The organism is Roseicella sp. DB1501 (assembly GCF_013112485.1).
Classification (GTDB): Bacteria; Pseudomonadota; Alphaproteobacteria; order Acetobacterales; family Acetobacteraceae; genus Paracraurococcus.
Genome location: NZ_JABFHG010000015.1, coordinates 24,155 through 46,644, shown reverse-complemented (window position 1 = coordinate 46,644; position 22,490 = coordinate 24,155). Strand labels below are relative to the sequence as shown.

Genomic DNA, 22,490 nt, shown 5'->3' with positions numbered 1-22,490 from the left:
CGCGGCCTCAGCCGCGCGGCGCCGCCGCCCGCGCCAGGCGATCGTTGATGGCGGCGCCGAGGCCGGTCTCCGGCACCGGCATGACGGCGATGCCGCGGCAGCCCTGGCGCGTGCCCTCGGCATCGAGCCAGCGCAGCCCGGCGAAGAGCCGCGCCGCCGCCTCCCGCAGGTCGCCGCGCTCGGAGAGGTTCCAGGCGACCGCGGCACCCTTCAGCGGTGGGCCGAAGGCGAGCAGCGCCTCGTCGCGCCCGAGGCTGGTGGCGCCGAGCCGCACCGGCAGGCCCGGCGCGTAATGCGAGAGCAGCAGCCCCGGCGAGCGCAGGCTTTGCGTCGCCGCCGCGGCCGCGACCGGCAGGGCCCGGCCGATCGGGCCGAGTAGCGCCTCGATCGCCTCGACCGGCACGCCGCCCGGTCGCAGCAGCACCGCCGCGCCATCCGCCTCGTTGCCGGTGAGGTCGAGCACCGTGCTCTCGACGCCGACCTCGCAGGGCCCGCCATCCAGCACCGCGGCGATGCGACCGCCAAGGCCGTCGAGCACGTGCTGCGCCGTGGTCGGGCTGACCTGGCCGGAGCGGTTGGCCGAGGGGGCGGCGACCGGCCGGCCGACCTCCGCAAGCAGGGCGCGGGCCAGCGGATTGGCCGGCACCCGCACCGCCAGCGTGTCGAGCCCGGCCCCGGCCAGCAACTCGACCCGGCAGCCGGCGGCGCGCGGCAGCACCAGGGTCAGGGCGCCGGGCCAGAACCGCTCGGCCAGCCGCCGCGCCCGGTCATCGGCGCGCACATCGGCGAAGGCCGCCTCGGCCGAGGGATAATGGCAGATCAGCGGGTTGAAATGCGGCCGGCCCTTGGCGGCGAAGATGCCGGCCACCGCCTCGGCATTGGTGGCGTCGCCGCCGAGGCCGTAGACCGTCTCGGTCGGGAAGGCGACGAGGGCGCCCTGGCGCAGCAGCGCCGCGGCGCGGGGGAGCTCCGCCGGGCCGAGCTGCTCGGTCATGCCCCGGACCCGCCATGGCAGACGAAATCGGGGTTGCGCCAGCCCGGCTTGCCGTAGCGCAGCGGCCGGCCATCGACCAGCGTGACGCTGCCGCCCGCCGCCTCGACGATCGCCTGGCCGGCCGCCGTGTCCCATTCCATGGTGCCGCCGAAGCGCGGGTAGAGATCGGCCGCGCCCTCGGCGACGCGGCAGAATTTCAGGGCCGAGGAGACGGCGCGCCGCTCGGCGATCGGCCGGCCGGCGAGGAAGGGCTGCATGCGCGGGTCCTCGGCATAGGTGCGGCTGGCGAGCACGGTGAGCCCCTCGGGCGGCACCGCGCGCACGGCGATCCGCCGCCGCCCGCCGGCATCCTCCTTCCAGGCGCCGTCGCCGCGCCGGCCGGCGAAGAGCTCGCCGCTCGCCGGCAGGGCGATGGCGCCGAGCAGCGGCCGCCCGTCCTCAACCAGGCCGATGCAGGTGGCGTATTCGCTGCGGCCCTTGGCGAAGTCGCGCGTGCCGTCGAGCGGATCGACCAGCCAGGTGCGGGTGGCGGCGGCGGTGACGATGCCGGCCGCGACCTCCTCCTCCGCCACCACGGGGTAGTCGGGCGTCGCCTCGCGCAGCGCCTCGACGATCAGCACCTCGGCGATGCGGTCCGCCTCGGTGACCGGGCTTTCGTCCGTCTTGCGCTCGACCGCGAAGCCGGCGCGCTTCACCGCCTCGATGGCGGCGGCGGCGCGGCGGGCGAGGGAGGCGGCGAGCTCCAGCAGGTCGGCATCGGTCATGCGATGGGTGTAGCAGGGCTGGCGGGGCGGCAGAACCGGTCCTGGCCCGTCATGGCGCCTCCCAGTGGCCCCTCCTATATGGCCCCTCCCGCTGGCGGCCCGGCGACCGGGTGCTATCCTCGGGCGCGGCCGTCAGCCAAGGATTCCTGCAGGATGCTCGACATTGCCTTCGTGAAGCCCGCCCTGCCGCGCAGCGGCGCCCTGGTGCTGCCCCTGGCGGAGGGGGCCGAGGGCGTGCCGGCGCTTGCGGGCCTCGCCCAGGCGATCGATGCGGCGAGCGGCGGCGCCATCGCCCGCGGCCTCGCCGCCGCCGGCTTCAAGGGCCGCAAGGGCCAGAGCGCGACGCTCTGGGCGCCGGCGCTCGAGGGCGGTGCGGCCGGCCCGGCCCGGGTGGTGGCGATCGGCCTCGGCAAGCCGGGCGAGTTGACGCCGGAGGCGGCCGAGGCCGCGGGCGGCGGCACCCTGCCGCTGGTCGGCGCCGAGCGCGAGGCGGTGGTCGCCGCCGAGGCGCTGGCGGCGCCGCATGCCGCCGCCTTCGCCTTCGGCCTGCTGCTGCGCAGCTACCGCTTCGACCGCTACCGCACCACGGTGAAGGAGGAGGACAAGCCGAAGCTCGAGCGCGTGGCGGTCGCGACCGATGCGGCGACGGCGGCCAAGACCGCCTGGGCGCCGATGCGGGCGGTGGCCGAGGGCGTCTTCCTCTCCCGCGACCTGGTGTCCGAGCCGCCCAACATCCTCGACCCCGAGGAGATGGCCGAGCGCTGCAAGGTGCTGGAGAAGCTCGGCGTCGATGTCGAGGTGCTGGGGCCGAAGGAGATGCGCAAGCTCGGCATGGGCGCGCTGCTCGGCGTGGCGCAGGGCTCGGTGAAGGAGCCGCGCTTGGTCGTCATGCAGTGGCACGGCGCGGGCGGCGGCAAGGGCAAGAAGGCGACGACCAGCCCCGTCGCCTTCATCGGCAAGGGCGTGACCTTCGACACCGGCGGCATCTCCATCAAGCCCGCGGGCGGCATGGAGGACATGAAGTGGGACATGGCCGGCGCCGGCGCCGTGGTCGGGCTGATGGCCGCGCTCGCCGGCCGCAAGGCGAAGGTCGATGTGGTCGGGCTGGTCGGGCTGACCGAGAACATGCCCTCCGGCGCGGCGCAGCGCCCGGGCGACGTGGTGCGGACCATGAGCGGCCAGACGGTCGAGGTGATCAACACCGACGCCGAGGGCCGACTCGTCCTCGCCGACGTCATCCATTATTGCCGGGAGCGATTCGAGCCGCGCTTCATGATCGACCTCGCCACCCTGACCGGCGCGATCATCGTCTCGCTCGGCCATGAGCATGCCGGGCTGTTCAGCAATGACGACACGTTGGCGCAGCAGCTCGCCGCGGCTGGCAAGGCGGTCGGCGAGCAGGTCTGGCGCATGCCGATGGGCGAGGCCTACGACAAGGCGCTGAAATCCGACATCGCCGACATGAAGAATGTCGGCGGCCGGCCGGGCGGCTCGATCACCGCGGCGCATTTCATCCAGCGCTTCGTCGGCACCAAGGCCGGGCCGATGCAAACCCCCATCCCCTGGGCGCATCTCGACATCGCCGGCACCGCCTGGAGCAGCAAGGACCTGCCGACGGTGCCGAAGGGCGCGACCGCCTTCGGCGTGCGCCTGCTCGACCGGCTGGTGGCCGACCATTACGAGGGCTGAGGCGCCCCAGGGACGGCCTCGGCGGCGAACGGGGCGGCGGGCCGCGGCGGCGCGCGGATGCTGAAGGTCCGGCTGCGGCAGGCGCCGCGCGGCGGGGGCGAGCCGCGCCTGCTGCCCGTCGGCGAGCCGGCCGGGGTGCCGCATGCGCTGCGGGCCGCCGCCGCCGCTTCCGGCTTCACCGGCGCCGCCGGCCAGCGCCTCGACCTGCCGCTGCCACCGGGGGAGCCGGAGGGCAGGCTGCTGCTCATCGGCACCGGCGCGGCGCGGCGGGCGCTCGACTGGGAGCGGGCCGGCGGCGCCGGGCTCGCCGCCCTGCTCGCCTCGCGCCCAGGCTCAGGCCCGGGTCTGAGCCGGGGACCGGTGCCACGCCTCGCCCTCGATGCCCGCGGGCTGCGGCCCGAGGCCGCGGCGGCGCTGGCGGCCGGCGCCTGCCTGCGCGCCTGGCGCTACGGGGCCGCGCGCCCGGAGGCGGCGCCGGCGCCCGAGGCGCTCGACCTGCTGGTCGACAGCCCGGAGGCGGTGGCGCCGCACTGGGCGCGCGCCGCCGCCGCGGTGCGCGGCTGCCTCTTCGCCCGCGACCTCACCGCCGAGCCGGCGAATCGCCTGACCACCCGCGCCTTCGCCGCCCGGCTGGAGGCGCTGGCCGAGCATGGCATCGCCGTCGACGTGCTCGGCCGCAAGCGGCTGGCGCGGGAGGGGCTGGGCGGGCTGCTCGCGGTTGGCGGCGGCAGCGTCAACCCACCGCGCCTCGCCGTGCTGCGCTGGCGCGGCAGCCATGCCGCGCCGCCCATCGCTTTCATCGGCAAGGGGCTGTGCTTCGACACCGGCGGCATCAGCCTGAAGCCCGCCGCGGGAATGGAGGCGATGCGCGCCGACATGGCCGGCGGCGCCGCCTGCGCCGGCGCCATGCTGGCGCTCGCGCTCCGCCACTCGCCGGCCCCGGCGGTCGCGGTGCTGCCGCTGGCCGAGAACGCCATCGGCGCCGCCGCCTACCGGCCCGGCGACGTGCTGCGCATGGGATCGGGCCGGACGGTCGAGGTCGTGGATACCGATGCCGAGGGGCGGCTGGTGCTGGCTGATGCGCTGCATGTCGCGCGGCGCTTCCGCCCGGCGGCGATGCTCGACCTGGCGACGCTGACCGGCGCCATCGTCACCGCCCTCGGCGCGCATCGCGCCGGCCTCTTCGGCACCGATGCGGCGCTGATGGCGCAGGCGGCGGCGGCGGGCGAGGCGGTGGGGGAGCCACTCTGGGCCATGCCGATCGGCGCCCGGCACCGCGAGGACCTGAACAGCGCCATCGCCGACCTGAAGCAATGCGCCAGCGGCCGGCTGCTGCCGGATGCCTGCCACGCCGCCGCCTTCCTGCGCGAGTTCGCCGGCGACTGCCCCTGGGCGCATCTCGACATCGCCGGGGTCGAGGCACGGGCCAGCGCGGATGCGCTCGGGCCGAAGGGGCCGAGCGGCTTCGGCGCGCGGCTGCTCGATTCCCTCGTCGCGCACTACTTCGAGGATCCCGATCGGCACTAGAGCGTGATCGCTTGAGGTGGAAACACCGGAAAGCGTGACTCACGCGATCAAGCCACGGCCTGGACCATGATCCGCGACCCCGTGCGAGCGGATCATGGTCCAGGGCGGATCGCAGGAGGGCGTGAACGCCCGGAGACGTGAATCTGCCCGGAAAGCAACAGACCGGGGCATTTCCTGAAAACGCAGGTGAACGGAAATGCTCCGAGCGCGCCCGGCAACGTGCCGTGCCGCGCCGCGTTGGCGCCAGGATGGCCGAAGGCGATCGGGAGGGCGGATGCAGGACGAGACGGTGAGGCCGGGCACGGAGCCCGATGCGGAGACCCTGGCCCTCGCCCGTCGTGTCTTCCAGGCAGCGCGCGCCGGCGAGGGAGAGGTGCTGGCGGAGCTGCTGCGCCGCGGCCTGCCGCCCAACCTTCGCAACGAGAAGGGCGACAGCCTGCTGATGCTCGCCGCCTATCACGGCCAGCTCGAGGCGGTGCGGGCCTTGCTTGACGGCGGCGCCGATCCGGACCTCGCCAATGACCGCGGCCAGATGCCGCTCGCCGCCGCGGCCTTCAAGGGCGTGGTCCCGGTGGTGACGCTGCTGCTCGATCGCGGCGCGGCGGTGGACGGGCGCGGCGAGGGCGGCCGCACGGCGCTGATGGTGGGCGCGATGTTCAATCGCACCGAGATCGTCGAATTGCTGCTCGCTCGTGGCGCCGATTCTTTCCTCGAGGACGGCGCCGGCCATACCGCGCTGAGTGCCGCCGAGCAGATGGGTGCGCAGGACACGCCGGAGCAGTTGCGCGAGGCGATGGATTGGCGGGCGCGCCAGGCGGCTCAACGAGCGACCAGGTGATCGGGATGCCGGGCGGGTCGCTCCCGCCGACGGGCCGCGACAGGGCAGATCGCGGGAGGGCGAGACCGCCCGGACGCGTGACTCTGCTCTGAAAACAACAGGCTGCAGCGAGGCGGCGTTCAATCTTGAACGCAATCCGCTGTAGTCTCGGCCGGCCATGGCCGAGATCGCTTTCTATCACCTGACCCGCACGCCGCTGGACCAGGCGCTGCCGAAGCTGCTCGGCCGCGTGCTGGCGAGCGGCGGCCGCGCCCTGGTGCTCTGCGGCAGCGAGGAACGGGTCGCCGCGCTCGATGCCGCGCTCTGGCTGAGCAGCGATCCCGACTGGCTGCCGCATGGCAGCAAGGCGATGGGGCATGCGGCGCAGCAGCCGATCTGGCTCACCGCCGAGGATGTGGGCGAGGCGGGCGCGGCGAATGGTGCGCGCTTCCTGGTCCTGGTCGATGGCGCGGAGAGCGCCCGGCTGGCGCTGTTCGACCGCGTGCTCGACCTCTTCGATGGCGGCGACGAGGCGGCGGTCGCCGCGGCGCGGCGGCGCTGGAGCGCGGCGCGGGCGGCGGGGCATGCGCTCTCCTACTGGCAGCAGGGCCCGCGCGGCTGGGAGAAGAAGATGGGCTGATCGCTGGCGTGGCGATTGCAAGGCCGGGCGCCGAGAGGGAGCCTGGTCCATGCTTCTGCGCCGCCGTCGCCGCCTGCCGATGCCTCGCTTCGAGGCACCGCGCCCGGAAAGCGCCTCGCCGCCGCGCACCGGCCACAACAACGGCCCACCCCTCGATCCGGAAGAGAGCTGGCGCGGCTTCGTCTGGCGGAAGAAATGCAAGCAGGCCTGGAAGGTGCCGCGGGAGATCGCGCTGCGCCGCCTCGCCCGGGCCGAGGCGCTGGGCATGAGCTACCGCGACTACACGCTCGAGATCCTGGAGCGCGGGACGTACCTCTGACCGTTCCCGGCGACGCCGCTGCGCGGTCCTATCCCTCCAGCCGGATGCCGGTGAGCTCCACCAGCCCGCGCCAGCGCTCCACCTCCGCCCGCTGGAAGGCGGCGAAGGCCGCGGCCGGCAGCGGCGCCGGCAGGAAGCCGAGATTGGCCAGCCGCGCCGTCATCTCCGGCTCCGCTAGGATGCGCGGCAGCGCCTCGGAGAGGCGGTCGATGATCGGCTGCGGCGTCTGCGCGGGCGCCCAGAGGCCGAACCAGGCGTCGACCGCCATATAGGGCGCGCCGGCTTCGGCGAAGCTCGGCACCTCCGGCAGCTCGGCCAGGCGCTGCGGCGCGCCCAGGCCGAGGCAGCGCAGCCGCCCGTCCTTCACCAGCGTCACCACCTGCGGCCAGGTGGAGACGAAGAAGTCCACCGTGCCGGCCACCGTATCCGTCACCGCCTGGGCGCCGCCGCGATAGGGCACATGGGTCGCCTGCAGCCCCTCGCGCCGCACGAAGCTCTCGGCGATGACATGGCTCGCCGAGCCGACGCCGGAGGAGGCATAGGTCAGCCGCCCGCCCTCCCGCCCGCGCGCCGCCAGCGCGGCGAGGCTGCGGACGGGGGAGCTGGCCGGCACGACCAGCGCATGGTGCACCTCGGCGAGTCGGCCGATCGGCGCGAAATCCTCGACCGGCCGGTAGGGCAGGCCCTGCACCATGGCGGCATTGGCCGCATGCGTCTGGTTGTTGCCGAGGCTGAGCGTGTAGCCGTCCGGCGCCGCCACCGCCGCGGCCTGGGTGCCGACCACCGCCGCGCCGCCCGGGCGGTTCTCCACCACGAAGCCGGGCCCGCCGATCGTCGCCGCCAGCCGCTCGGCCAGCGTGCGCGCCAGCACATCCGTGCTGCCGCCGGGCGGGTAGGCGAGGAGGATGCGAACCGGGCGGTTCGGCCAGGAGTCGGGCGCTGCCGGTGTCTGGCCCTGGCCCTGGCCCTGGGCCCGCGCCAGCCCGGCCGGGATGAGGGAGACGGCGAGCAGCCGGCGACGGGCGATCATGGACGCATCCTTCTCGAGACTCGGCGAGGCCGATGGCGGGCTTGCCGCAGGCGCGGCGGCTTGGCCAGGGGTGGCGCCGGCCGACGATCAACCCCGCAATAATCACTGTGTTGTGCAACCCACACCGGGGCGAAAGCTGCACTTGGAAACATCTGGTATTATTTCCGCCGTCATTACTCCACGACAGTTGTGCGATACTCTTCTCGCAACCAGGGGTACGGGCTATGTCGGGCGAGGACGCATCCCCTCTCAGGATGAGCCGGAGGTGACGCGCATGGACAAACGCGTCGATCCCTGGGGCGACTTCCTGCGGCGGTTGCTGCTCTCGGCCAGCCTCGCCGGCACCGCCCTGCCGGCCGCCGCCGCCGCTGAGGAGCCCGAGGCGCCATCGGCCGAGATGGCGGGGGCCGAGCCGGCTGCGCCGCCGCATCCGCCGCAGCCAGCCGCCGCCACAACCTGACCTCATCGTAATTGTTGCGGAGTGGCATGGCGTTGCACTGAGCGCCGCCGCCCCTCAGCGCCGGGCGGCGAAGAAATCGCGCAGCAGCGCCGCGCAGTCCGCCTCCCGCAGCCCGCCCACCACCTCGGGCCGATGGTGGCAGGAACTGGCGGCGAGCACGCGGGCGCCATGCTCCACCCCGCCGCCCTTCGGGTCATAGGCGCCGAAGACCAGCCGCCCGATGCGGAAGAAGCTCGCCGCCTGGGCGCACATCGGGCAGGGCTCGAGCGTCACGGTCAGGGTGCAGCCGGCGAGGAATTTCTCCCCCCGCCCGGCGGCGGCGGCGCGCAGCGCCAGCATCTCGGCATGCGCCGAGGGATCGTGCCGTGCCTCCACCTCGTTGCCGGCGGCGGCCAGCACCCGCCCGGCGGCATCCGTCACCACTGCGCCCACCGGCACCTCGCCGCGCGCCGCCGCGATGCGGGCCTCGGCCAGGGCGTGTTCGATGGCGGGGGCGACCGGGCGCGGCATCGACGAATCTTGTACCGGTAAGGTGTTCAGGTCTAGCAACCGCGCATGCGCACCCGCCCCGTCATCGGCGTCACCCTGGATGCGGAGGAGCCGGGCGGCTACTCCAAGCTTCCCTGGTACGCCCTCCGCAAGAACTACTTCTCCGCCCTGGCCGAGGCGGGGGCCCTGCCCATCGCCCTGCCGCACCATCCCGAGCTCGCCGAGACCTATCTCGACGAGATCGACGGGCTGCTGATCACCGGCGGCGCCTTCGATGTCGATCCCTCGCTCTATGGCGGCGGCCCGACCCATCCGACGGTGACGCTGAAATCCGGCCGCACCGATTTCGAGCTCGCCGCGACGCGCGGCGCGCTGGCCCGCGACATGCCGGTGCTCGGCATCTGCGGCGGCCAGCAGCTGCTCGCCGTCGCCTTCGGCGGCACGCTCATCCAGCACATTCCCGATTCGGTGGCCGATGCGCTGGAGCACGAGCAGCCCAATCCGCGGCACGAGCCGGGGCATGAGATCGCCATCGCCGCGAACACGCTGCTCGCCCGCATCACCGGCCGGCCGCGCATGGCGGTGAACAGCGCGCATCACCAGGCGGTGGCGACGGCCGGCCCTGGCGCCGTCATCAACGCGCTGGCGCCGGACGGCGTGGTGGAAGGGGTCGAGCATCCCGGGCACCGCTTCGCCCTCGGCGTGCAGTGGCACCCGGAATACGCCGTTGACCCGGCCGATCCGCTGATCTTCCGCGCCTTCGTCGCCGCCTGCCGTGGCTGAGCCGGCAGAGGAGGCGGCCCCGGAGGCGCGGGGCGAGCGCATCGCCAAGTGGCTGGCCCGCGCCGGCGTCGCCAGCCGGCGCGACGCCGAGGCGATGATCGCCGAGGGGCGGGTGAAGCTGGAGAACCGCGTCGTCGAGTCGCCGGCCACCTTCATCCGGCCGGGCGACCTCGTCACCGTCGATGGCCGCCCGGTCGCCGAGCCGCAGCGCAGCCGGCTGTTCCGCTACCACAAGCCGGTCGGGCTGGTGACCACGCATCGCGACGAGAAGGGCCGGCCGACGGTCTTCGATTCGCTGCCGCCCGGCCTGCCGCGCCTGGTCTCGGTCGGCCGGCTCGATCTGAACTCGGAGGGGTTGCTGCTGCTGACCAATGACGGCGCCCTGGCGCGGCGGCTGGAGCTGCCGGCCAATGGCTGGCTGCGCCGCTACCGGGTGCGGGTGAACGGCTTCGTCGACGAGCGGGCCCTGGCGGCGCTGGCCGGCGGCGTCACCGTGGAAGGCGTGCGCTACGCCCCGATCGAGGCCGGGCTCGACAGCCGCAAGGGCGCCAATGCCTGGCTCACCGTCGCCCTGCACGAGGGCAAGAACCGCGAGATCCGGCGCGTCATGCAGCATCTCGGCCTGAACGTCTCCCGCCTGATCCGCACCGCCTACGGGCCCTTCCAGCTCGGCGCCCTGCCGCGCGGCGGGGTCGAGGAGGTGAACCCGAAGGTGCTGCGCGAGCAGCTTGGCCTGAGGGCGCCGCCGCGGCCCCGGCATGGCGGCGCGGCGGAGGGCTGAGGCGCGGGCGGGGGCGCGGCCATGCGCATCATCGCCGGACGGCATCGTGGCCGGCGCCTGCTCGCCCCGGCCGGCGCCGCCACCCGCCCCACCGCGGACCGGGTGCGGCAGGCGCTGTTCGACATGCTCTGGCACGCGCCCTGGGCCGGGCGCGGGCGGGTCGAGGGCGCCACGGTGCTCGACGCCTTCGCCGGCACCGGGGCGCTCGGCCTCGAGGCGCTGTCGCGCGGCGCCGCCGCGGCCAGCTTCCTCGAGACCGACCGGGCGGCCCTCGCCGCGCTGCGCGCCAATATCGCCGCCTGCCGCGAGGAGGCGCGCTGCCGGGTGCTGGCCGCCGATGCCACGCACCCGCCCCGCGCCGCGGCGGCCTGCGACCTGCTCTTCCTCGACCCGCCCTACCGCGAGGGGCTGATGGCGGCGGCCCTCGCCGGACTCGGTGCCGCCGGCTGGATCGCGCCGGGCGCCCTGGTCTGCGCCGAATACGGCGCCGCGCCCGAGGCGCCGCCGCCGGGCTTCGCCCTGCTCGCCGAGCGGGCGCATGGGGCGGCGCATCTGCTGGTGCTGCGCGCCGAGGCGCTGGCGTGACGCCTGGTGCGCCAAGGGGAGGGCCAAGGGGCGGGCCAGGTGGGGGCGTCTCGCGCATCCTGCTGGCCCTGCCCTCGGTCGGGCTGGGCGGCACGGAGCGGCACAGCGCCGTCCTCGCCGCCGCGCTGGCCGCCGCCGGCGTCGCGGTCACGGTCGCCCTGGCGCCGCCGCTCGCCGCCGGCTTCGCCGCCATGCTGGAAACGCCAGGGGGGACAGGGGGTAGGGCCGAGGGGCGGGCCGCGGTGCGGTTGCAGCCGGCGCCGCTCGCCTGGCGGCCCGATGCCTCGGCCGGCGGCGGGATCGAGGCCGCCATCCGGGCCCAGGCAGCGGCCCTCGCCCCGGTCCTGGCGGCGGTGCGGCCGGACCTCGTCCTGTTGCCGCTGCCCTGGCCGGATCACGGTCTCGGCCTGTTCCAGGCGGTGATCGAGGCCGGCCTGCCGGCCCTGGCCATTCACCACCTCGCCCCGCGCGAGCCGGAGCCGCCGCTGCCGGCGGCGGCGCTTTCCGTCACCGCCCGCCTCGCCGCGGCGCCGCTGCGCTTCGCCGCGGTCTCCGCGCCGGTCGCCGCCCGCGCCGCGGCGCGGCTCGGCCTGCCGGCGGCGCGCTTCGCCGTGGTGCCGAACGGCGTGCCGGTGCCGCCGGAGGATCCCGCACTGCGGGCGGCGGCCCGGGCGCGGCTGCGCGGCCGGCTCGGCCTGCCGCCGGGGGCGCGGCTGCTGCTCTTCGCCGGTCGGCTGGAATGGGAGAAGGGCGCCGACCTGCTGCCCGGCATCGCCGCGCGGCTGCGGACGGCCTGCGACGCCACCCTGGTCGCGCTCGGCGACGGCTCGCTGCGCGAGACGCTGCGCCGCAGCCCGGCCGCGCGCGAGGCGGCGCTGCGCCTGCCCGGCCATGTCGCCGACGCGCCGGACTGGATGCTGGCCGCCGATGCGCTGCTGCTGCCCTCGCGCCTGGAGGGCTGCCCGCTGGTCTTCCTCGAGGCGGCGGCGCGGCGCTGCCCGGTCATCGCCTCGGGCGATGCGATGGAGGGGTTCGGCGAGGAGGCCGACCGTCTCGCCGCCATCGCGCCTAACGGCGGCATTACGGACTTGACGGCTCTATGCGCGGTAAGGTTGAACAACCATATGATTTCGTGCGCATGTGTTGAGTCGGCCTACCGCCTGGCCCTGGCCACGGACCAGGCCGCCATGCTGCGCCGCTATGCCTCGCTGATCCGGGCCGCCTTTGCCTGACACCCACTCCCTCGGTCCGGTGATCGCCATGCCGGCGCCGGCGGGCGCCGCGGCGGTGCGAATCGCCGTCATCATCCCCGCCTGGAACCAGCCCGGCTTGCTGCCGGAGGCGATCGCCTCCGCCCTGGCGCAGGAGGCGGCCCCACCCTTCGCCCTGGTGGTGGTGGATGACGGCTGCCCGGCGCCGGAGACGGCGGCGACGGCGCTGCACCTCGCCGCGGCGCATCCGGGCCGCATCTTCCTGCTGCGGCAGCGCAACCAGGGCCTCTCGGTGGCGCGCAATGCCGGGATCGACTTCGCCCTCGCCGCCTTCCCGGCCTGCGAGGCACTGTTCTTCCTCGATGCCGACAACCGGCTGCGGCCGGGTTTCCTCGCCCGCGCCTTCGCGGCGCTGCGGGCGGCGCCGGCCTCGATCGGCTGGTTCTATCCCGACATCGACAGCTTCGGCATGGGCGAGGGCTGCGCCTGCGGCGGCGAATTCTCCCTGCTGCAGCTCCTCGTGCAGAATTACTGCGAGGCCGGCAGCCTGGTGCGGCGCGCGGTCTTCGAGCGCGGCCTGCGCTTCGACACCACGGCGATGCGCGCCGGCTTCGAGGACTGGGACTTCTGGCTGCAGGCGGCACGCGCCGGCTTCCGCGGCGAGCACCTGCCGGGGGCGGGCTTTCTCTACCGGCGGCGGCCGGAGAGCATGCTCGCCGCCGCCGAGCGGCAGCGCGAGCACCTGCTGCGGCTGCTGCGCGAGCGGCACGCGCCCCTGCTGCGGCCGCGGCACCTGATGACGCTCGAGGCCGAGGAGGCGCCGCGCTTCGCCCTCTTCGCCGCCGATGCGGCGGAGGTCGATCTCTTCCTCGATCCCGCCCACCCGGCGCCGGTCGCGCCCGCCGCCATCCGGCACCGCCTGCGGCAGGCGGCGGCGGCGCCGGGGGCGGTGCATGCGCCCGCCATCGCCCTCTTCGCCGCGGCGGGGGCGGTGCCACGGCTGCGCGCCCTCGGCCTGCTGCCCATGCTGCTCTGGTGGGTGGAGCGGCTGCTGCGGGAGCATGAGGCGGTGACGCTCGAACTCGTCGCCGCGACGGGGACGGAGCTGGCCCTGGAGCAGCCGCAGGAGGCGGCGTCGGGCATCGCCGGCGCGGCGCTGCTGGCGCTCGGCACGGAGCGGCTCTGGCAGCTTGCGGAGGATCCGCTCTCGCCCGGGCTGGCCAGCCTGGAGGCATCGGGCCTGGATGGGTCGCGGTCCGCCCTGCGCATCGCCCGGCTGCGGCTGCGGCTGCCCGGCGGGGCGCCGCAGGCGGGGCCGGCGGCGCTGCGGCGGCTGCAGGCGGAGCTGGCGGCGCTGGCCGCGCTGCGGACGGCCGCGGGGATGCCGCCGCGGCCCTGGCGCACCGATTGGCGCGGGCCGCGCAGCGGCATGGCGGCGGCGGCGCGGGCCGGCCTCGGCCTCGGCGCCACGCTGCCGCTGCTGCCGGATGCGGACCGGCGTGACATCGCCTTCCTGCTGCCGGTCTTCGCCTTCGCCGGGCTGGAGAAGGTGGTGCTGCGCCAGGCCGCCGTGCTGCGCGCCCGGGGCTGGCGCACGCATCTCGTCATCGCCGGGGCGATGCGCATGGAATGGGCGCCGGAGATCGCCGCGAGCTTCGACACGGTCAGCCTGTTCCAGGGCCTCGGCGAGGACCGGCTGGCCCATGACGAAGGGTATTTCGGCGGCACCGTCTCGCGCATGGCGGAGCATCCCGGCGCCCGCGACGCGCTCGGCCTGCTCGCGCAATGCCATGTCGTGGTGAACACCCATGCGGTCGGCTGCCACGCCCTCGCCGCGCCGCTGCGGGCGCTCGGCGTGCGGGTCTTCGGCGCGCTGCACCTGGTGGAGCGCACGCCCTGGGACGAGCCGCACGGCAATCCGCACATGCTGGCCGCCTACGAGCATGCCTATGACGGCGTGCTGGTGATCTCCGAGGCGCTGCGGCGCTGGTGCCTGGCGCATGCGGTGCCGGCGCAGAAGCTCATCCTGGTGCCGAACGCCCCCGGCTACGCCAGCACGCCGGCGCGGCGGCAGGCGGCGCTGGCGGCGCGGCCGGGGCGGGAGGGGAGGCTGCGCGCGCTCTTCCTCGGCCGGCTCGATGCGCAGAAGGGGATCGACCGCCTCGCCGCCATCATCGCCGCCACCGACCCTGCCGCTGAGGGGCCAGATGGGGGGCCAGATGGGGTGCCAAACATCGCCTGGCGCGTCGTCGGCCGGCCGGTGCTCGGCGATGCGGCACCCCATGGGGCGCCAGGCGGGGCGCAGCCGCTGCTCGCCGTGGCGCCGGAGCCGCCGGTGCAGGCGCCGGCGGCACTCGACGATCTCTATGCCTGGGCCGACCTGCTGGTCCTGCCCTCGCGCTTCGAGGGCGTGCCGCTGGTGATCCTGGAGGCGCAGCGCATGGGCTGCGTTGTCCTCGCCACCGATGTCGGAGCGGTGGCGGAGATCGTCACGGACGGGGAGGACGGCATCCTGATTCCCGCCGATCTGCCGGAGGAGGCCATCATCGCCCGCTTCATCGCCGCCATCCGCAGCCTCGAGGCCGACCGGACGGGGCTGCGCACCCTCGGCGCCCGGGCCGCGGCCCGGGCCGGCGCGCTCGACTGGGAGGCCAATCTGCGCGCCTTCATGGCGCGGCTCGACGCGCTGGTGCCGCCCCCGGTGCCGGATGCGGCGCCGCGCGGGGCCCGGCAGCCGGCGGCGGTGGCGTGATGCTGGCCGGCGCCGCGCCGATGGTCGCCCGTGGCCGTCTCGCCGCCCTCTTCGACGGCGGCCCGAAGCTCATCCTGCTGCCAGGGGTGGCGGCGCCCGAGGTCCTGGCCCTGCCCGGCCTCACCCTCTGGGAGGCCCGACTGCAGGGCGGCCTGCCCTGGTTGCAGCCATGGGGCGCCGAGGAGGCCGCCGCCGAGGGGCTGCCGCTGCCGGCCGCGCCCGGCGGGGTGCTCGCCCTGGTGACGCCCGCGCCCGAGGCAGCGGCCGCGCTGCGTGACTGGTGGGAGAGGGCGGCGCCACAGGCGGTGCCGCCGCTGCTCCTGGCGGCCGATGGGGCGGCGGCGCTGCCGGGACTCGCCGCCCATGCCGTGGCCGCGCTGGCGGCGAGCGCCCAGGCGGCGGCGGCGGCGCGGCAGGCGCTGGTCGCGCTGCGCGGCGAGCACGAGGCGCTGCGTCTCGCCCAGGCCCGGCTGCGCCAGGCCAGCGCGCAGCTCCAGCCGCCCGCGCCGCCGGTGCTGGTCGCCGCGACCATGCCGGCCGAGAGCGGCGAGGCGGTGGCGGCGGCGGAAGGACAGCTCGCCCTCGGCCAGTCGCTCGGCGTCAAGCTCGAGGGGCTGGCCGCCATCGCGCTGCATCTTCGCCAGGCCGCGCTCGGCCCTGCTGGCCTGCTGCGGCTGCGCCTGCTCGGCGCCGAGAGCGGCCGCATCCTCGGCGCCTGGCGGGTGCCGGGGGAGGCGCTCGCCGAGGGCTGGCTCACCCTCGATCTGCCGGAGCCGGTCGGGCCGCTGCGCGAGACGGCCTGGCTGGAGGTGAGGGCGGCCCTCGGGCCGGGGGATCGCCTCGCCCTGTCGCTCGCCGGGGAACCGGCCGGGCCGGGCGGCGCCGTCGCCGTCGCGGGCGGCCCGCCGCAAGAACGCGCCCTGGCCCTCGCTCTCTGGACCGCCCTGCCGGGCCGGCGCCTGGTGCAGGCCGCCTGGTGGGATGACGAGGCGATCAGGCTGCCGGCGCCGCCCGCCGGCGCGCCGGTCGAGCTGCCGCAGCAGATCTGGCAGGCGGCGCGGCTGGCCGAGGGCCGGGTCGAGCGGGTGGCGATCGGCCGGGAGGCGGCGCGGCTGGTGGCGTCGTTGGGGCCGGGCGAGCGGGCGCTGGTGGTGCTGCCGGGGGTGCCGCTGCACGGGCTCGACCTGCTGCGGGCGGAGCTGGTGGTGGCGCTCGGCGACGCCGCCTGGCTGGATGCCGCGCTCTGGCTGCAGCCGGCGGGGCGCGAGATCACCGCGGTGGCCGATCTCTCGACCACCGCACCCGGCGCCGGCTGGTCGGGCTGGCATGCCGGCCAGTCCGGCGAGGCGGAATGCCGGCCGGTGCTCACCCTGCCGCCGGAGACGTCGCGCCAAGCGGTGGTGGCGCTGGTGCTGCGCAACCGCAACACGGCGCCGGAGGCGGTGCTGCAGGTGGAGATCGCCCGGCTCGCTGGTATCCGCCGGGTGCAGCCGCCGCCCGGGGCGATCCCCGAGACGATCCGGCAGGCAGCGCCGCCGCGGCCGGTTTCGCAGGCGCCCGAGGCCCCCGCCGCCGCCAGGGTGCGGCTGATGGAGTGCTATCGCAGCGAGGGCGGCGGCTACCGCCATCTCGACCTGCTGCTCGAGGCGGTGCAGGCGGGCGCGCAATCCTGGCCGCGGCTGCGCTGCAAGCTGGCGCTCAACGGCAAGCAGCCGCTGCTGGAATTCCGCCAGCGGCCGGACTGGCCGGTGGTGTTCGAGCGCTGGCCGGCATCGACGCCCGTCGATGCCGCCGGCCCCTATCTGCACCTGCCCGAGACGCGGCTGACCGGCGGCTTCGCGCGGGAGCTCGCCACCGAGCGCGACCGGGCGGCGCTGCTCGCGGTGCTGCGGCTGCTGCCGGCGGCGGTCGCCACCGCGGCGCGGGACGCCACTACGGATCCGGAGGAGTACGAGCGCTGGATCGGCGCCGCCCGGCAGCTGGCGGCGACGGCGAGCCGAACGGAGGCGGTCGCGGCGGCCTGAGGCCGGACCCGGCTACGACAACGCCGGGCACGGGGCCCGGCGTGGCGATCCCGGCGCAGCGGAGCTGCGTCGAGGGCTACTAGAACAGTCGCTTCCCGTGGCCCTGCCCTGGCAGGCTGCGCCATGCCTCGGGCCTGCGAAGCGCCATTGGGATCCTCTCGAAGCCGCGCAGTGGCTCCGTGGGAGCGTTTTCAGGCCGCGGCGGCGGCCTTCTTCGCCTGGGCGCGCTGGATGCGGCGCTTCAGCACCTGCGCCTCGTTCGGCAGCTTGCGGTTCGGCGTGCCGAGCAGGAAGGCGTCGAGCCCGCCATTGTGCTCGATCGTGCGGATGCCGTTCGTGGTCAGCCGCAGCTGCACGCTCGTCGCCAGCACGTCGGAGAAGAAGGACGTCTCCTGCAGGTTCGGCAGGAAGCGCCGACGCGTCTTGTTGTTGGCGTGGCTGACGTTGTTACCCGTCAGCACGCCCTTGCCGGTGATGCCGCAGCGGCGGGCCATGGCGCAAAATCCCGAATACAGCAGCACGCGGCGGAGGCCGCCGCGTGCGGGTGGGCGAAGAAGGTTGCGGCGTATGGCCCGCAGCGCCGCGGGAGTCAAGCGGCGGCGGGGGCGGTCCGCCGCCGCCCGCTCAGTTCCCCGGCGGCTGGTCCGGCATCTGCTCGCGCATCTCCCGCAACTCGCCGGATTCCACCGACATCAGCGCGTTGCGCAGCACGCCGGCGATGGCGCGGTCGTCCATGGTGCGGGCGAGCAAGCCGAGGGCGCCGCCGAGCAGCGCCGAAGCCACCGAAATGGGCGCGATCTTCTGGTCCATCATGTATTCGATGGCCTTGTCCACCACCGAGCCGGCATGGCTGAGGTCGTCCGGGGCCATGCCCTGGGGGTCAAGTTGCATGCAGCGCCCTCCTGTCGCCAAGGCAGATAGGCAGCGAAGCACCGGCATGGAACCCCTATCGATCCGCACCTCGATCCACCCCTGGCCACATTCGCCGGCGGCGGGCCTCCGCCAGGGGCGGCATCAGGGAGGGCTTCAGGGGCCGGGGCGCTCGATGCCCTCGATCACCGGCTCCGGCCCGTCCGGCAGGCTGGCCTCCGTCGCCGCCTCCACCGGGGCCGCGGCCTGGCCGGCGGTGCCGCGCAGCACCGCCGCCCGGCCCTGGCGCGGCTGGTCGAGATCCGCTGCCGCCTGCGCCGCCGCGGCCGCCTCGGCCATCGCCACCGCCTCGGACTGGCGCCGCCACATCTCGGCATAGAGGCCGCCGGTGGCGATCAGTTCGGCATGGGTGCCGCGCTCGGCGATGCGGCCCTCCTGCAGCACGATGATCTCATCCGCCTCCACCACGGTGGAGAGGCGGTGCGCGATGACCAGGGTGGTGCGGTCGGTCGAGACCTGGCGCAGCGCCGCCTGGATCTCCTGCTCGGTGCGGGTGTCGAGGGCGCTGGTCGCCTCGTCGAGGATCAGGATGCGCGGATCCTTAAGGATGGTGCGGGCGATCGCCACGCGCTGCTTCTCGCCGCCGGAGAGCTTCAGGCCGCGCTCGCCGACCATGGTGCGGTAGCCCTCGGGCAGCCGCATGACGAAGTCGTGCACCTGGGCGAGCCGGGCCGCCCGGATCACCTCCTCGTCGGTCGCGCCGGGGCGGCCATAGGCGATGTTGTAGCGGATGGTGTCGTTGAACAGCACCGTATCCTGCGGCACCACGCCGATGGCGGCGCGGAGCGATTGCTGCGTCACCCCCTCGATCGGCTGGCCGTCGATCAGGATGCGGCCGCCGGTCACGTCGTAGAAGCGGAAGAGCAGGCGGGAGATGGTGGATTTCCCGGCCCCCGTCGGACCGACGATGGCCAGCGTCCGGCCGGGCGGGACATGGAAGGTGACGCCCTGCAGGATCGGCCGGTCGGGGCGGTAGGCGAAGCGCACATCCTCGAAGGCCAGGGCGCCCGGGCCGGGGGCGAGGTCCGGCGCGCCGGGGCGGTCGGACACCTCCTGCGGCTCGCCGAGCAGGGTGAACATCGCCTCCGTGTCGGTCAGCCCCTGCTTGATCTCGCGGTAGGCGAAGCCGAGGATGTTGAGCGGCATGAAGAGCTGGATGAGATAGGTGTTCACCAGCACGAAATCGCCGACCGTCATCTCGCGGGCGAGCACGCCGCGGGCGGCGAGCAGCATCACGGCGGTCAGCCCGAGGGCGATGATCGCCGCCTGGCCGCCGTTCAGCATGTTCAGCGTGGTCTCGGAGCGCACATAGGCGCGCTCGTAGCGGGTGAGGCTCTCGTCGTAGCGGCGGGCCTCATGCGCCTCGTTGCCGAAATACTTCACCGTCTCGTAGTTCAGCAGGCTGTCGATCGCCTTGGTGTTCGCCTCCTGGTCCGTCTGGTTCATCTCCCGCCGGAAGCGCAGGCGCCAGTCGGTGAAGAGCAGGGTGAAGGCGACGTAGAGGCCGACGGTGACCAGCGTGACCGCGGCGAAGGTGAGGCTGAACATCCGCCAGAGGATCGCGGCGACGAGCAGGATCTCGAGGATCGTCGGCAGGATGTTGAAGAGCAGGAAGTTGAGCACGAAGGTGACGCCGCGCGTGCCCCGCTCGACGACGCGCGAGAGGCCGCCGGTCTGCCGGTCCATGTGGTAGCGGAGCGAGAGCGCGTGCAGGTGCACGAAGACCGCGAGCGCGATGCGCCGCGCCGCCCGCGCCTGCACCTTGGCGAAGACGGCGTTGCGCAGCTCGCCGAAGCCGCTCGCCGCCAGCCGCAGCAGGCCGTAGCCGACGATCAGCGCGACCGGCACCGCGAGCGCCGCGGCCACCGCCTCCTTCGGCGCCAGCGCGTCCACCGCGCGGGCATAGGCGATCGGCACCAGGACATTCGCCGCCTTGGCCGCGACCAGGCAGAGCAGCGCCGCCCCCACCCGCAGCCGCAGCCCCCTCTCGCCCACCGGCCAGAGCCAGGGCAGCAGGTCGCGCAGGGTCTGCCAGTGGGAACGTTCGGCCGGCAGGGGCGGGGCGGCGGCAGGGGGCAAGGGATCGGCTCTCCGGCGGGGCCCCCGGACATAGGCCGGATGGGGCCGGTGACAAACCGGCCATCCGGCTCCCCGTTGCCGGCGGCGGGGCGTGCAATTGCCGCCGGGATGGGCTGTAGATCGAGCGATGAACCCCTTCCAGCGCCATATCGACGCCTGCAACAGCCTCGGCTCGACCGAGGGCCTGCTGCCCTTCTCGATCGCCGGCCAGCAGGTGGGCTGGCTCGGCCCCGACCTCGCCCGGGCGCTGACCTTCTTCCCGCGTGAGCTGCATTTCGACGCCACGGGGGCCAGCCTCGCCGGGCGGCTGCGCAGCCCCGCCGCCCGCAGCGAGGCCCTGGCCGGCATCGCCCGGGCGCTGGCCGGGCGCGGGCATTTCAAGCTGCGGGACGAGCCCTTCGATGTCCGCGCGGCGCCGGAGGGGCCGGTGCTCGCCACCCTCGACCGCGGCGCGCTGCCCGCCTTCGGCATCCGGGCGGCGGGCGTGCATGTGAACGGGCGGGTGGCGCGGCCGGACGGGCTGCATCTCTGGATGGGCTGGCGCTCCCGCCACAAGGCGGTGGCGCCGGGCAAGCTCGACAACCTGGTCGCCGGCGGCATCCCGGCCGGGCTCGACGAGCAGGCGACCTTGCTGAAGGAGGCGGGGGAGGAGGCGAGCCTGCCGCCAGACCTCGCGCGGCAGGCGCGGCGGGTCGGCCGCGTCTCCTACGCCATGCGGGTGGAGGAGGGGGTGCGGCGCGACCTGCTGCACTGCTTCGACCTCGACCTGCCCGAGGATTTCGAGCCGCGGCCGAACGACGACGAGGTGGAGCGCTTCGAGCTCTGGCCGATCCGCCGCGTCCTCGAGGCGGTGCGGGACACGGATGACGTCAAGTTCAACGTCAACCTGGTGCTGATCGACCTCTTCCTGCGCGAGGGGCTGATCGATCCCGACAGCGCGGAGGGGCGAGCCCTTCGCGCCGGTCTCGACCAGGGCGGCTGACCGGGCCGGCCGCTACCAGCCCCAGCCATAGGCCGGCTGGTAGGGCACCGGCGGCGGCGGGGCGTAATAGGCGACCGGCGGCGGCGCATAGACCACGGCTGGCGGCGGCGCGTAATAGGCCGGCGGCGGGGGCGGCGGCGCGGCGAGGGCCGCGGCGCCGAGGGCACCGAGCGCCAGACCACCGATGATGCCGGCGGCGATGGCGCCGCCCGAGCCGCCGTGATGCCGCGGCGGGCCGCCCCAGCCGGGACCGCCCCAGCCGGGACCGCCCATCGGCCTGCCCATCGGGCCACCATGCGGCGGGCCGCCGGCGAAGCCCGGGCCGGACCCGCGGCCCCAGCCCTGCGCCTCGGCGGCGGTGGGGGCCAGCGGGGCGGCGAGGGCGGCGGCGAGCAGGGCGACGGTGGCGATGCGGAGCTTCATGATCGAGACCCTCCTGGGTCTATGCCCAGGAGAAGACACCCCAATCGCGCCCGGATCATGGCGGGAAGCCGGCGGAACGAGGCTGTTTCGACAAATCAACGGACTGGTCGCCTGACCGGTCCGAGGCCCCGGACGGGGCCCGCCGCAGATGCGGCGAAGCCAGGCAGGCCGGAGGTTTGCGCCCGGCGTTTGAGGGGGACGTCGATGCGCCAGCATCAACGGCCATCGGCATCAGAGCCCGTGCAGGAAGCCGAGCAGCGCCGCGTTCACCGCCTCGGGCGCTTCCTGCTGCACCCAGTGGCCGGCGCCCTCGACGATGACCCGGTCGCGCAGCGCCGGGGCGGTCCGCGGCAGCGCCTCCACCGCCTTGCCCGCCCAGCCCAGCACCGGGTCGCGGCTGCCGGCGAGGAAGAGCGCCGGCACCGTGACCTTGGCGCCGAGGAAGGGCGCCATCAGCGCCCAGTTGCGCTCGATGTTGCGGTACCAGTTCAACCCGCCGCGGAAGCCGGTGTGGCGATAGGTCTCGACATACTGGGCGAGTTCGGCCGGCGGCATCCAGGCGGGCGGGGCGGGCGGCTCGTGCAGGCTGGCGAGGAAGCCGTCCTCGGGCAGGTCGGGGTTCCAGCGCTGCGCCTCCGGCGGGTCGCCGGAGAGGGTGTAAAAGGTGCGGCGCAGGGTGAGCGCCGGGTCGGCTTCGAGCTGCGCCTCGGCCTGGCCGGCTGGCTGGAACCAGAGCTGGTAGAAATTGCGCCGCCCGGCGCGGCGCAGCGCCTCGAAGGGGCTGACGGGGCCGCGCGGCGCATAGGGGACGGAGAGGGCGGCGACGGCATGGAACAGGTCCGGCCGCAGCAGCGCCGCGTTCCAGGCGACCGGCGCGCCCCAATCATGCCCGACGATGACGGCCCGCGGGATCTCCAGCGCCCCGAGCAGCCCGACCATGTCGCCGACGAGATGCAGCAGCGTGTAGTCCTCGACCGCCGCCGGCGCCTCCGTTCCGCCATAGCCGCGCATGTCGGGGGCGATGGCGCGGTAGCCGGCCGCGGCCAGCGCCGCCATCTGGTGCCGCCAGGAATGCCAGGCTTCCGGGAAGCCGTGACAGAGCAGCACGGTCGGCCCCTCGCCGGCCTCGGCGAGGTGCAGGCGGATGCCGTTGGCGGCGATGGTGCGGTGGCGGATCTCCATAGCGGCCCTTTCCCGATCCTTGAGGCGGG

22 protein-coding genes are annotated in these 22,490 nt (G+C 75.1%); 13 read left to right on the top strand and 9 right to left on the bottom strand.

The features are described from left to right. Positions 1 to 7: 7 nt before the first annotated feature. Both HJG45_RS23910 and cysQ read right to left on the bottom strand, forming a co-directional pair. Positions 8 to 994 carry an L-threonylcarbamoyladenylate synthase gene (locus HJG45_RS23910; protein ID WP_171615829.1) on the bottom strand — a complete coding sequence of 329 codons (987 nt, stop codon included), beginning with the start codon at positions 992 to 994 and terminating at the stop codon, positions 8 to 10. Beyond that, on the bottom strand, positions 991 to 1,758 hold the full coding sequence (gene cysQ / locus HJG45_RS23905) for a 3'(2'),5'-bisphosphate nucleotidase CysQ (protein ID WP_171615827.1): 768 nt from the start codon (positions 1,756 to 1,758) through the stop codon (positions 991 to 993). The genes HJG45_RS23910 and cysQ overlap by 4 nt, the downstream gene beginning before the upstream one ends. 153 nt (positions 1,759 to 1,911) lie before the next feature. Here cysQ and HJG45_RS23900 point away from each other — a divergent pair, with 153 nt between their 5' ends. The 5 genes from HJG45_RS23900 to HJG45_RS23880 all read left to right on the top strand — a co-directional run bounded on the left by HJG45_RS23900 (position 1,912) and on the right by HJG45_RS23880 (position 6,750). Further along, positions 1,912 to 3,447, top strand: coding sequence for a leucyl aminopeptidase (locus HJG45_RS23900; RefSeq protein ID WP_171615825.1), 1,536 nt, complete (start codon positions 1,912 to 1,914; stop codon positions 3,445 to 3,447). A gap of 57 nt (positions 3,448 to 3,504) precedes the next feature. Further along, on the top strand, positions 3,505 to 4,974 hold the full coding sequence (locus tag HJG45_RS23895) for a M17 family metallopeptidase (RefSeq protein WP_171615823.1): 1,470 nt from the start codon (positions 3,505 to 3,507) through the stop codon (positions 4,972 to 4,974). Positions 4,975 to 5,248: 274 nt separating this feature from the next. Continuing rightward, complete coding sequence (locus tag HJG45_RS23890) at positions 5,249 to 5,812, top strand: ankyrin repeat domain-containing protein (RefSeq protein ID WP_171615821.1); 564 nt, start codon at positions 5,249 to 5,251, stop codon at positions 5,810 to 5,812. A gap of 157 nt (positions 5,813 to 5,969) precedes the next feature. Next, positions 5,970 to 6,431 carry a DNA polymerase III subunit chi gene (locus HJG45_RS23885; RefSeq protein ID WP_171615819.1) on the top strand — a complete coding sequence of 154 codons (462 nt, stop codon included), beginning with the start codon at positions 5,970 to 5,972 and terminating at the stop codon, positions 6,429 to 6,431. Positions 6,432 to 6,480: 49 nt separating this feature from the next. Next, positions 6,481 to 6,750, top strand: coding sequence for a hypothetical protein (locus HJG45_RS23880; RefSeq protein ID WP_254452745.1), 270 nt, complete (start codon positions 6,481 to 6,483; stop codon positions 6,748 to 6,750). Positions 6,751 to 6,778: 28 nt separating this feature from the next. Here HJG45_RS23880 and HJG45_RS23875 read toward each other — a convergent pair whose 3' ends face one another. Then, positions 6,779 to 7,780 (bottom strand): tripartite tricarboxylate transporter substrate binding protein, encoded by a 1,002-nt coding sequence (locus tag HJG45_RS23875; protein ID WP_171615817.1) that lies wholly within the window; start codon positions 7,778 to 7,780, stop codon positions 6,779 to 6,781. A gap of 274 nt (positions 7,781 to 8,054) precedes the next feature. Between HJG45_RS23875 and HJG45_RS23870 the strand changes: the two genes are divergently transcribed. Beyond that, entirely contained in the window at positions 8,055 to 8,240 is a 186-nt protein-coding gene (locus tag HJG45_RS23870) for a hypothetical protein (protein ID WP_171615815.1), read from the top strand. A 54-nt stretch (positions 8,241 to 8,294) separates the two neighbouring features. On the opposite strand, the gene HJG45_RS23865 is transcribed toward HJG45_RS23870, so the two are convergent. Beyond that, positions 8,295 to 8,750 (bottom strand): nucleoside deaminase, encoded by a 456-nt coding sequence (locus HJG45_RS23865; protein ID WP_171615812.1) that lies wholly within the window; start codon positions 8,748 to 8,750, stop codon positions 8,295 to 8,297. Positions 8,751 to 8,795: 45 nt separating this feature from the next. Here HJG45_RS23865 and HJG45_RS23860 point away from each other — a divergent pair, with 45 nt between their 5' ends. From HJG45_RS23860 to HJG45_RS23835, 6 genes are read left to right on the top strand one after another with little or no spacing between them, the layout of a single operon-like run. Further along, a complete protein-coding gene (locus HJG45_RS23860; RefSeq protein WP_171615810.1) occupies positions 8,796 to 9,512 on the top strand; it encodes a gamma-glutamyl-gamma-aminobutyrate hydrolase family protein in 717 nt (238 codons plus the stop codon). Beyond that, positions 9,505 to 10,293: a pseudouridine synthase gene (locus HJG45_RS23855; protein ID WP_368040665.1), complete on the top strand. Its 789-nt coding sequence runs from the start codon at positions 9,505 to 9,507 to the stop codon at positions 10,291 to 10,293. The genes HJG45_RS23860 and HJG45_RS23855 overlap by 8 nt, the downstream gene beginning before the upstream one ends. Positions 10,294 to 10,314: 21 nt before the next feature. Then, on the top strand, positions 10,315 to 10,878 hold the full coding sequence (rsmD, locus tag HJG45_RS23850; protein WP_171615808.1) for a 16S rRNA (guanine(966)-N(2))-methyltransferase RsmD: 564 nt from the start codon (positions 10,315 to 10,317) through the stop codon (positions 10,876 to 10,878). Continuing rightward, positions 10,875 to 12,110: a glycosyltransferase gene (locus tag HJG45_RS23845; protein WP_171615806.1), complete on the top strand. Its 1,236-nt coding sequence runs from the start codon at positions 10,875 to 10,877 to the stop codon at positions 12,108 to 12,110. Before rsmD ends, HJG45_RS23845 begins: the two co-directional genes overlap by 4 nt. Next, entirely contained in the window at positions 12,103 to 14,841 is a 2,739-nt protein-coding gene (locus HJG45_RS23840; protein WP_171615804.1) for a glycosyltransferase, read from the top strand. Before HJG45_RS23845 ends, HJG45_RS23840 begins: the two co-directional genes overlap by 8 nt. Beyond that, a complete protein-coding gene (locus HJG45_RS23835; protein ID WP_171615802.1) occupies positions 14,841 to 16,865 on the top strand; it encodes a DUF6212 domain-containing protein in 2,025 nt (674 codons plus the stop codon). Before HJG45_RS23840 ends, HJG45_RS23835 begins: the two co-directional genes overlap by 1 nt. Positions 16,866 to 17,056: 191 nt before the next feature. On the opposite strand, the gene rpmB is transcribed toward HJG45_RS23835, so the two are convergent. From rpmB to HJG45_RS23820, 3 genes are all read right to left on the bottom strand, one after another. Beyond that, positions 17,057 to 17,359 carry a 50S ribosomal protein L28 gene (gene rpmB / locus HJG45_RS23830; protein WP_171615800.1) on the bottom strand — a complete coding sequence of 101 codons (303 nt, stop codon included), beginning with the start codon at positions 17,357 to 17,359 and terminating at the stop codon, positions 17,057 to 17,059. Positions 17,360 to 17,489: 130 nt separating this feature from the next. Then, a complete protein-coding gene (locus HJG45_RS23825; protein ID WP_171615798.1) occupies positions 17,490 to 17,756 on the bottom strand; it encodes a hypothetical protein in 267 nt (88 codons plus the stop codon). 135 nt (positions 17,757 to 17,891) lie between these two features. Beyond that, positions 17,892 to 19,874, bottom strand: a complete 1,983-nt coding sequence (locus HJG45_RS23820; RefSeq protein WP_254452744.1) for an ABC transporter ATP-binding protein/permease — start codon at positions 19,872 to 19,874, stop codon at positions 17,892 to 17,894. A 127-nt stretch (positions 19,875 to 20,001) separates the two neighbouring features. Here HJG45_RS23820 and HJG45_RS23815 point away from each other — a divergent pair, with 127 nt between their 5' ends. Beyond that, positions 20,002 to 20,856, top strand: coding sequence for an NUDIX hydrolase family protein (locus tag HJG45_RS23815; RefSeq protein WP_171615796.1), 855 nt, complete (start codon positions 20,002 to 20,004; stop codon positions 20,854 to 20,856). Positions 20,857 to 20,868: 12 nt separating this feature from the next. Here HJG45_RS23815 and HJG45_RS23810 read toward each other — a convergent pair whose 3' ends face one another. Together HJG45_RS23810 and HJG45_RS23805 are read right to left on the bottom strand one after the other, a co-directional pair. After that, a complete protein-coding gene (locus HJG45_RS23810; RefSeq protein ID WP_174890550.1) occupies positions 20,869 to 21,279 on the bottom strand; it encodes a hypothetical protein in 411 nt (136 codons plus the stop codon). A gap of 231 nt (positions 21,280 to 21,510) precedes the next feature. After that, positions 21,511 to 22,461 carry an alpha/beta fold hydrolase gene (locus tag HJG45_RS23805; protein WP_171615794.1) on the bottom strand — a complete coding sequence of 317 codons (951 nt, stop codon included), beginning with the start codon at positions 22,459 to 22,461 and terminating at the stop codon, positions 21,511 to 21,513. Positions 22,462 to 22,490 lie beyond the last annotated feature (29 nt).

Coding starts and splice junctions, on each gene's coding strand:
- HJG45_RS23885 (WP_171615819.1), top strand. CDS start 5,970: ATGGCCGAGATCGCTTTCTATCACCTGACCCGCACGCCGCTGGACCAG.
- HJG45_RS23895 (WP_171615823.1), top strand. CDS start 3,505: ATGCTGAAGGTCCGGCTGCGGCAGGCGCCGCGCGGCGGGGGCGAGCCG.
- rpmB (WP_171615800.1), bottom strand. CDS start 17,359: ATGGCCCGCCGCTGCGGCATCACCGGCAAGGGCGTGCTGACGGGTAAC.
- HJG45_RS23805 (WP_171615794.1), bottom strand. CDS start 22,461: ATGGAGATCCGCCACCGCACCATCGCCGCCAACGGCATCCGCCTGCAC.
- HJG45_RS23810 (WP_174890550.1), bottom strand. CDS start 21,279: ATGAAGCTCCGCATCGCCACCGTCGCCCTGCTCGCCGCCGCCCTCGCC.
- HJG45_RS23890 (WP_171615821.1), top strand. CDS start 5,249: ATGCAGGACGAGACGGTGAGGCCGGGCACGGAGCCCGATGCGGAGACC.
- HJG45_RS23900 (WP_171615825.1), top strand. CDS start 1,912: ATGCTCGACATTGCCTTCGTGAAGCCCGCCCTGCCGCGCAGCGGCGCC.
- HJG45_RS23815 (WP_171615796.1), top strand. CDS start 20,002: ATGAACCCCTTCCAGCGCCATATCGACGCCTGCAACAGCCTCGGCTCG.
- HJG45_RS23835 (WP_171615802.1), top strand. CDS start 14,841: ATGCTGGCCGGCGCCGCGCCGATGGTCGCCCGTGGCCGTCTCGCCGCC.
- HJG45_RS23865 (WP_171615812.1), bottom strand. CDS start 8,750: ATGCCGCGCCCGGTCGCCCCCGCCATCGAACACGCCCTGGCCGAGGCC.
- HJG45_RS23860 (WP_171615810.1), top strand. CDS start 8,796: ATGCGCACCCGCCCCGTCATCGGCGTCACCCTGGATGCGGAGGAGCCG.
- HJG45_RS23825 (WP_171615798.1), bottom strand. CDS start 17,756: ATGCAACTTGACCCCCAGGGCATGGCCCCGGACGACCTCAGCCATGCC.
- HJG45_RS23870 (WP_171615815.1), top strand. CDS start 8,055: ATGGACAAACGCGTCGATCCCTGGGGCGACTTCCTGCGGCGGTTGCTG.
- HJG45_RS23910 (WP_171615829.1), bottom strand. CDS start 994: ATGACCGAGCAGCTCGGCCCGGCGGAGCTCCCCCGCGCCGCGGCGCTG.
- rsmD (WP_171615808.1), top strand. CDS start 10,315: ATGCGCATCATCGCCGGACGGCATCGTGGCCGGCGCCTGCTCGCCCCG.
- HJG45_RS23880 (WP_254452745.1), top strand. CDS start 6,481: ATGCTTCTGCGCCGCCGTCGCCGCCTGCCGATGCCTCGCTTCGAGGCA.
- cysQ (WP_171615827.1), bottom strand. CDS start 1,758: ATGACCGATGCCGACCTGCTGGAGCTCGCCGCCTCCCTCGCCCGCCGC.
- HJG45_RS23875 (WP_171615817.1), bottom strand. CDS start 7,780: ATGATCGCCCGTCGCCGGCTGCTCGCCGTCTCCCTCATCCCGGCCGGG.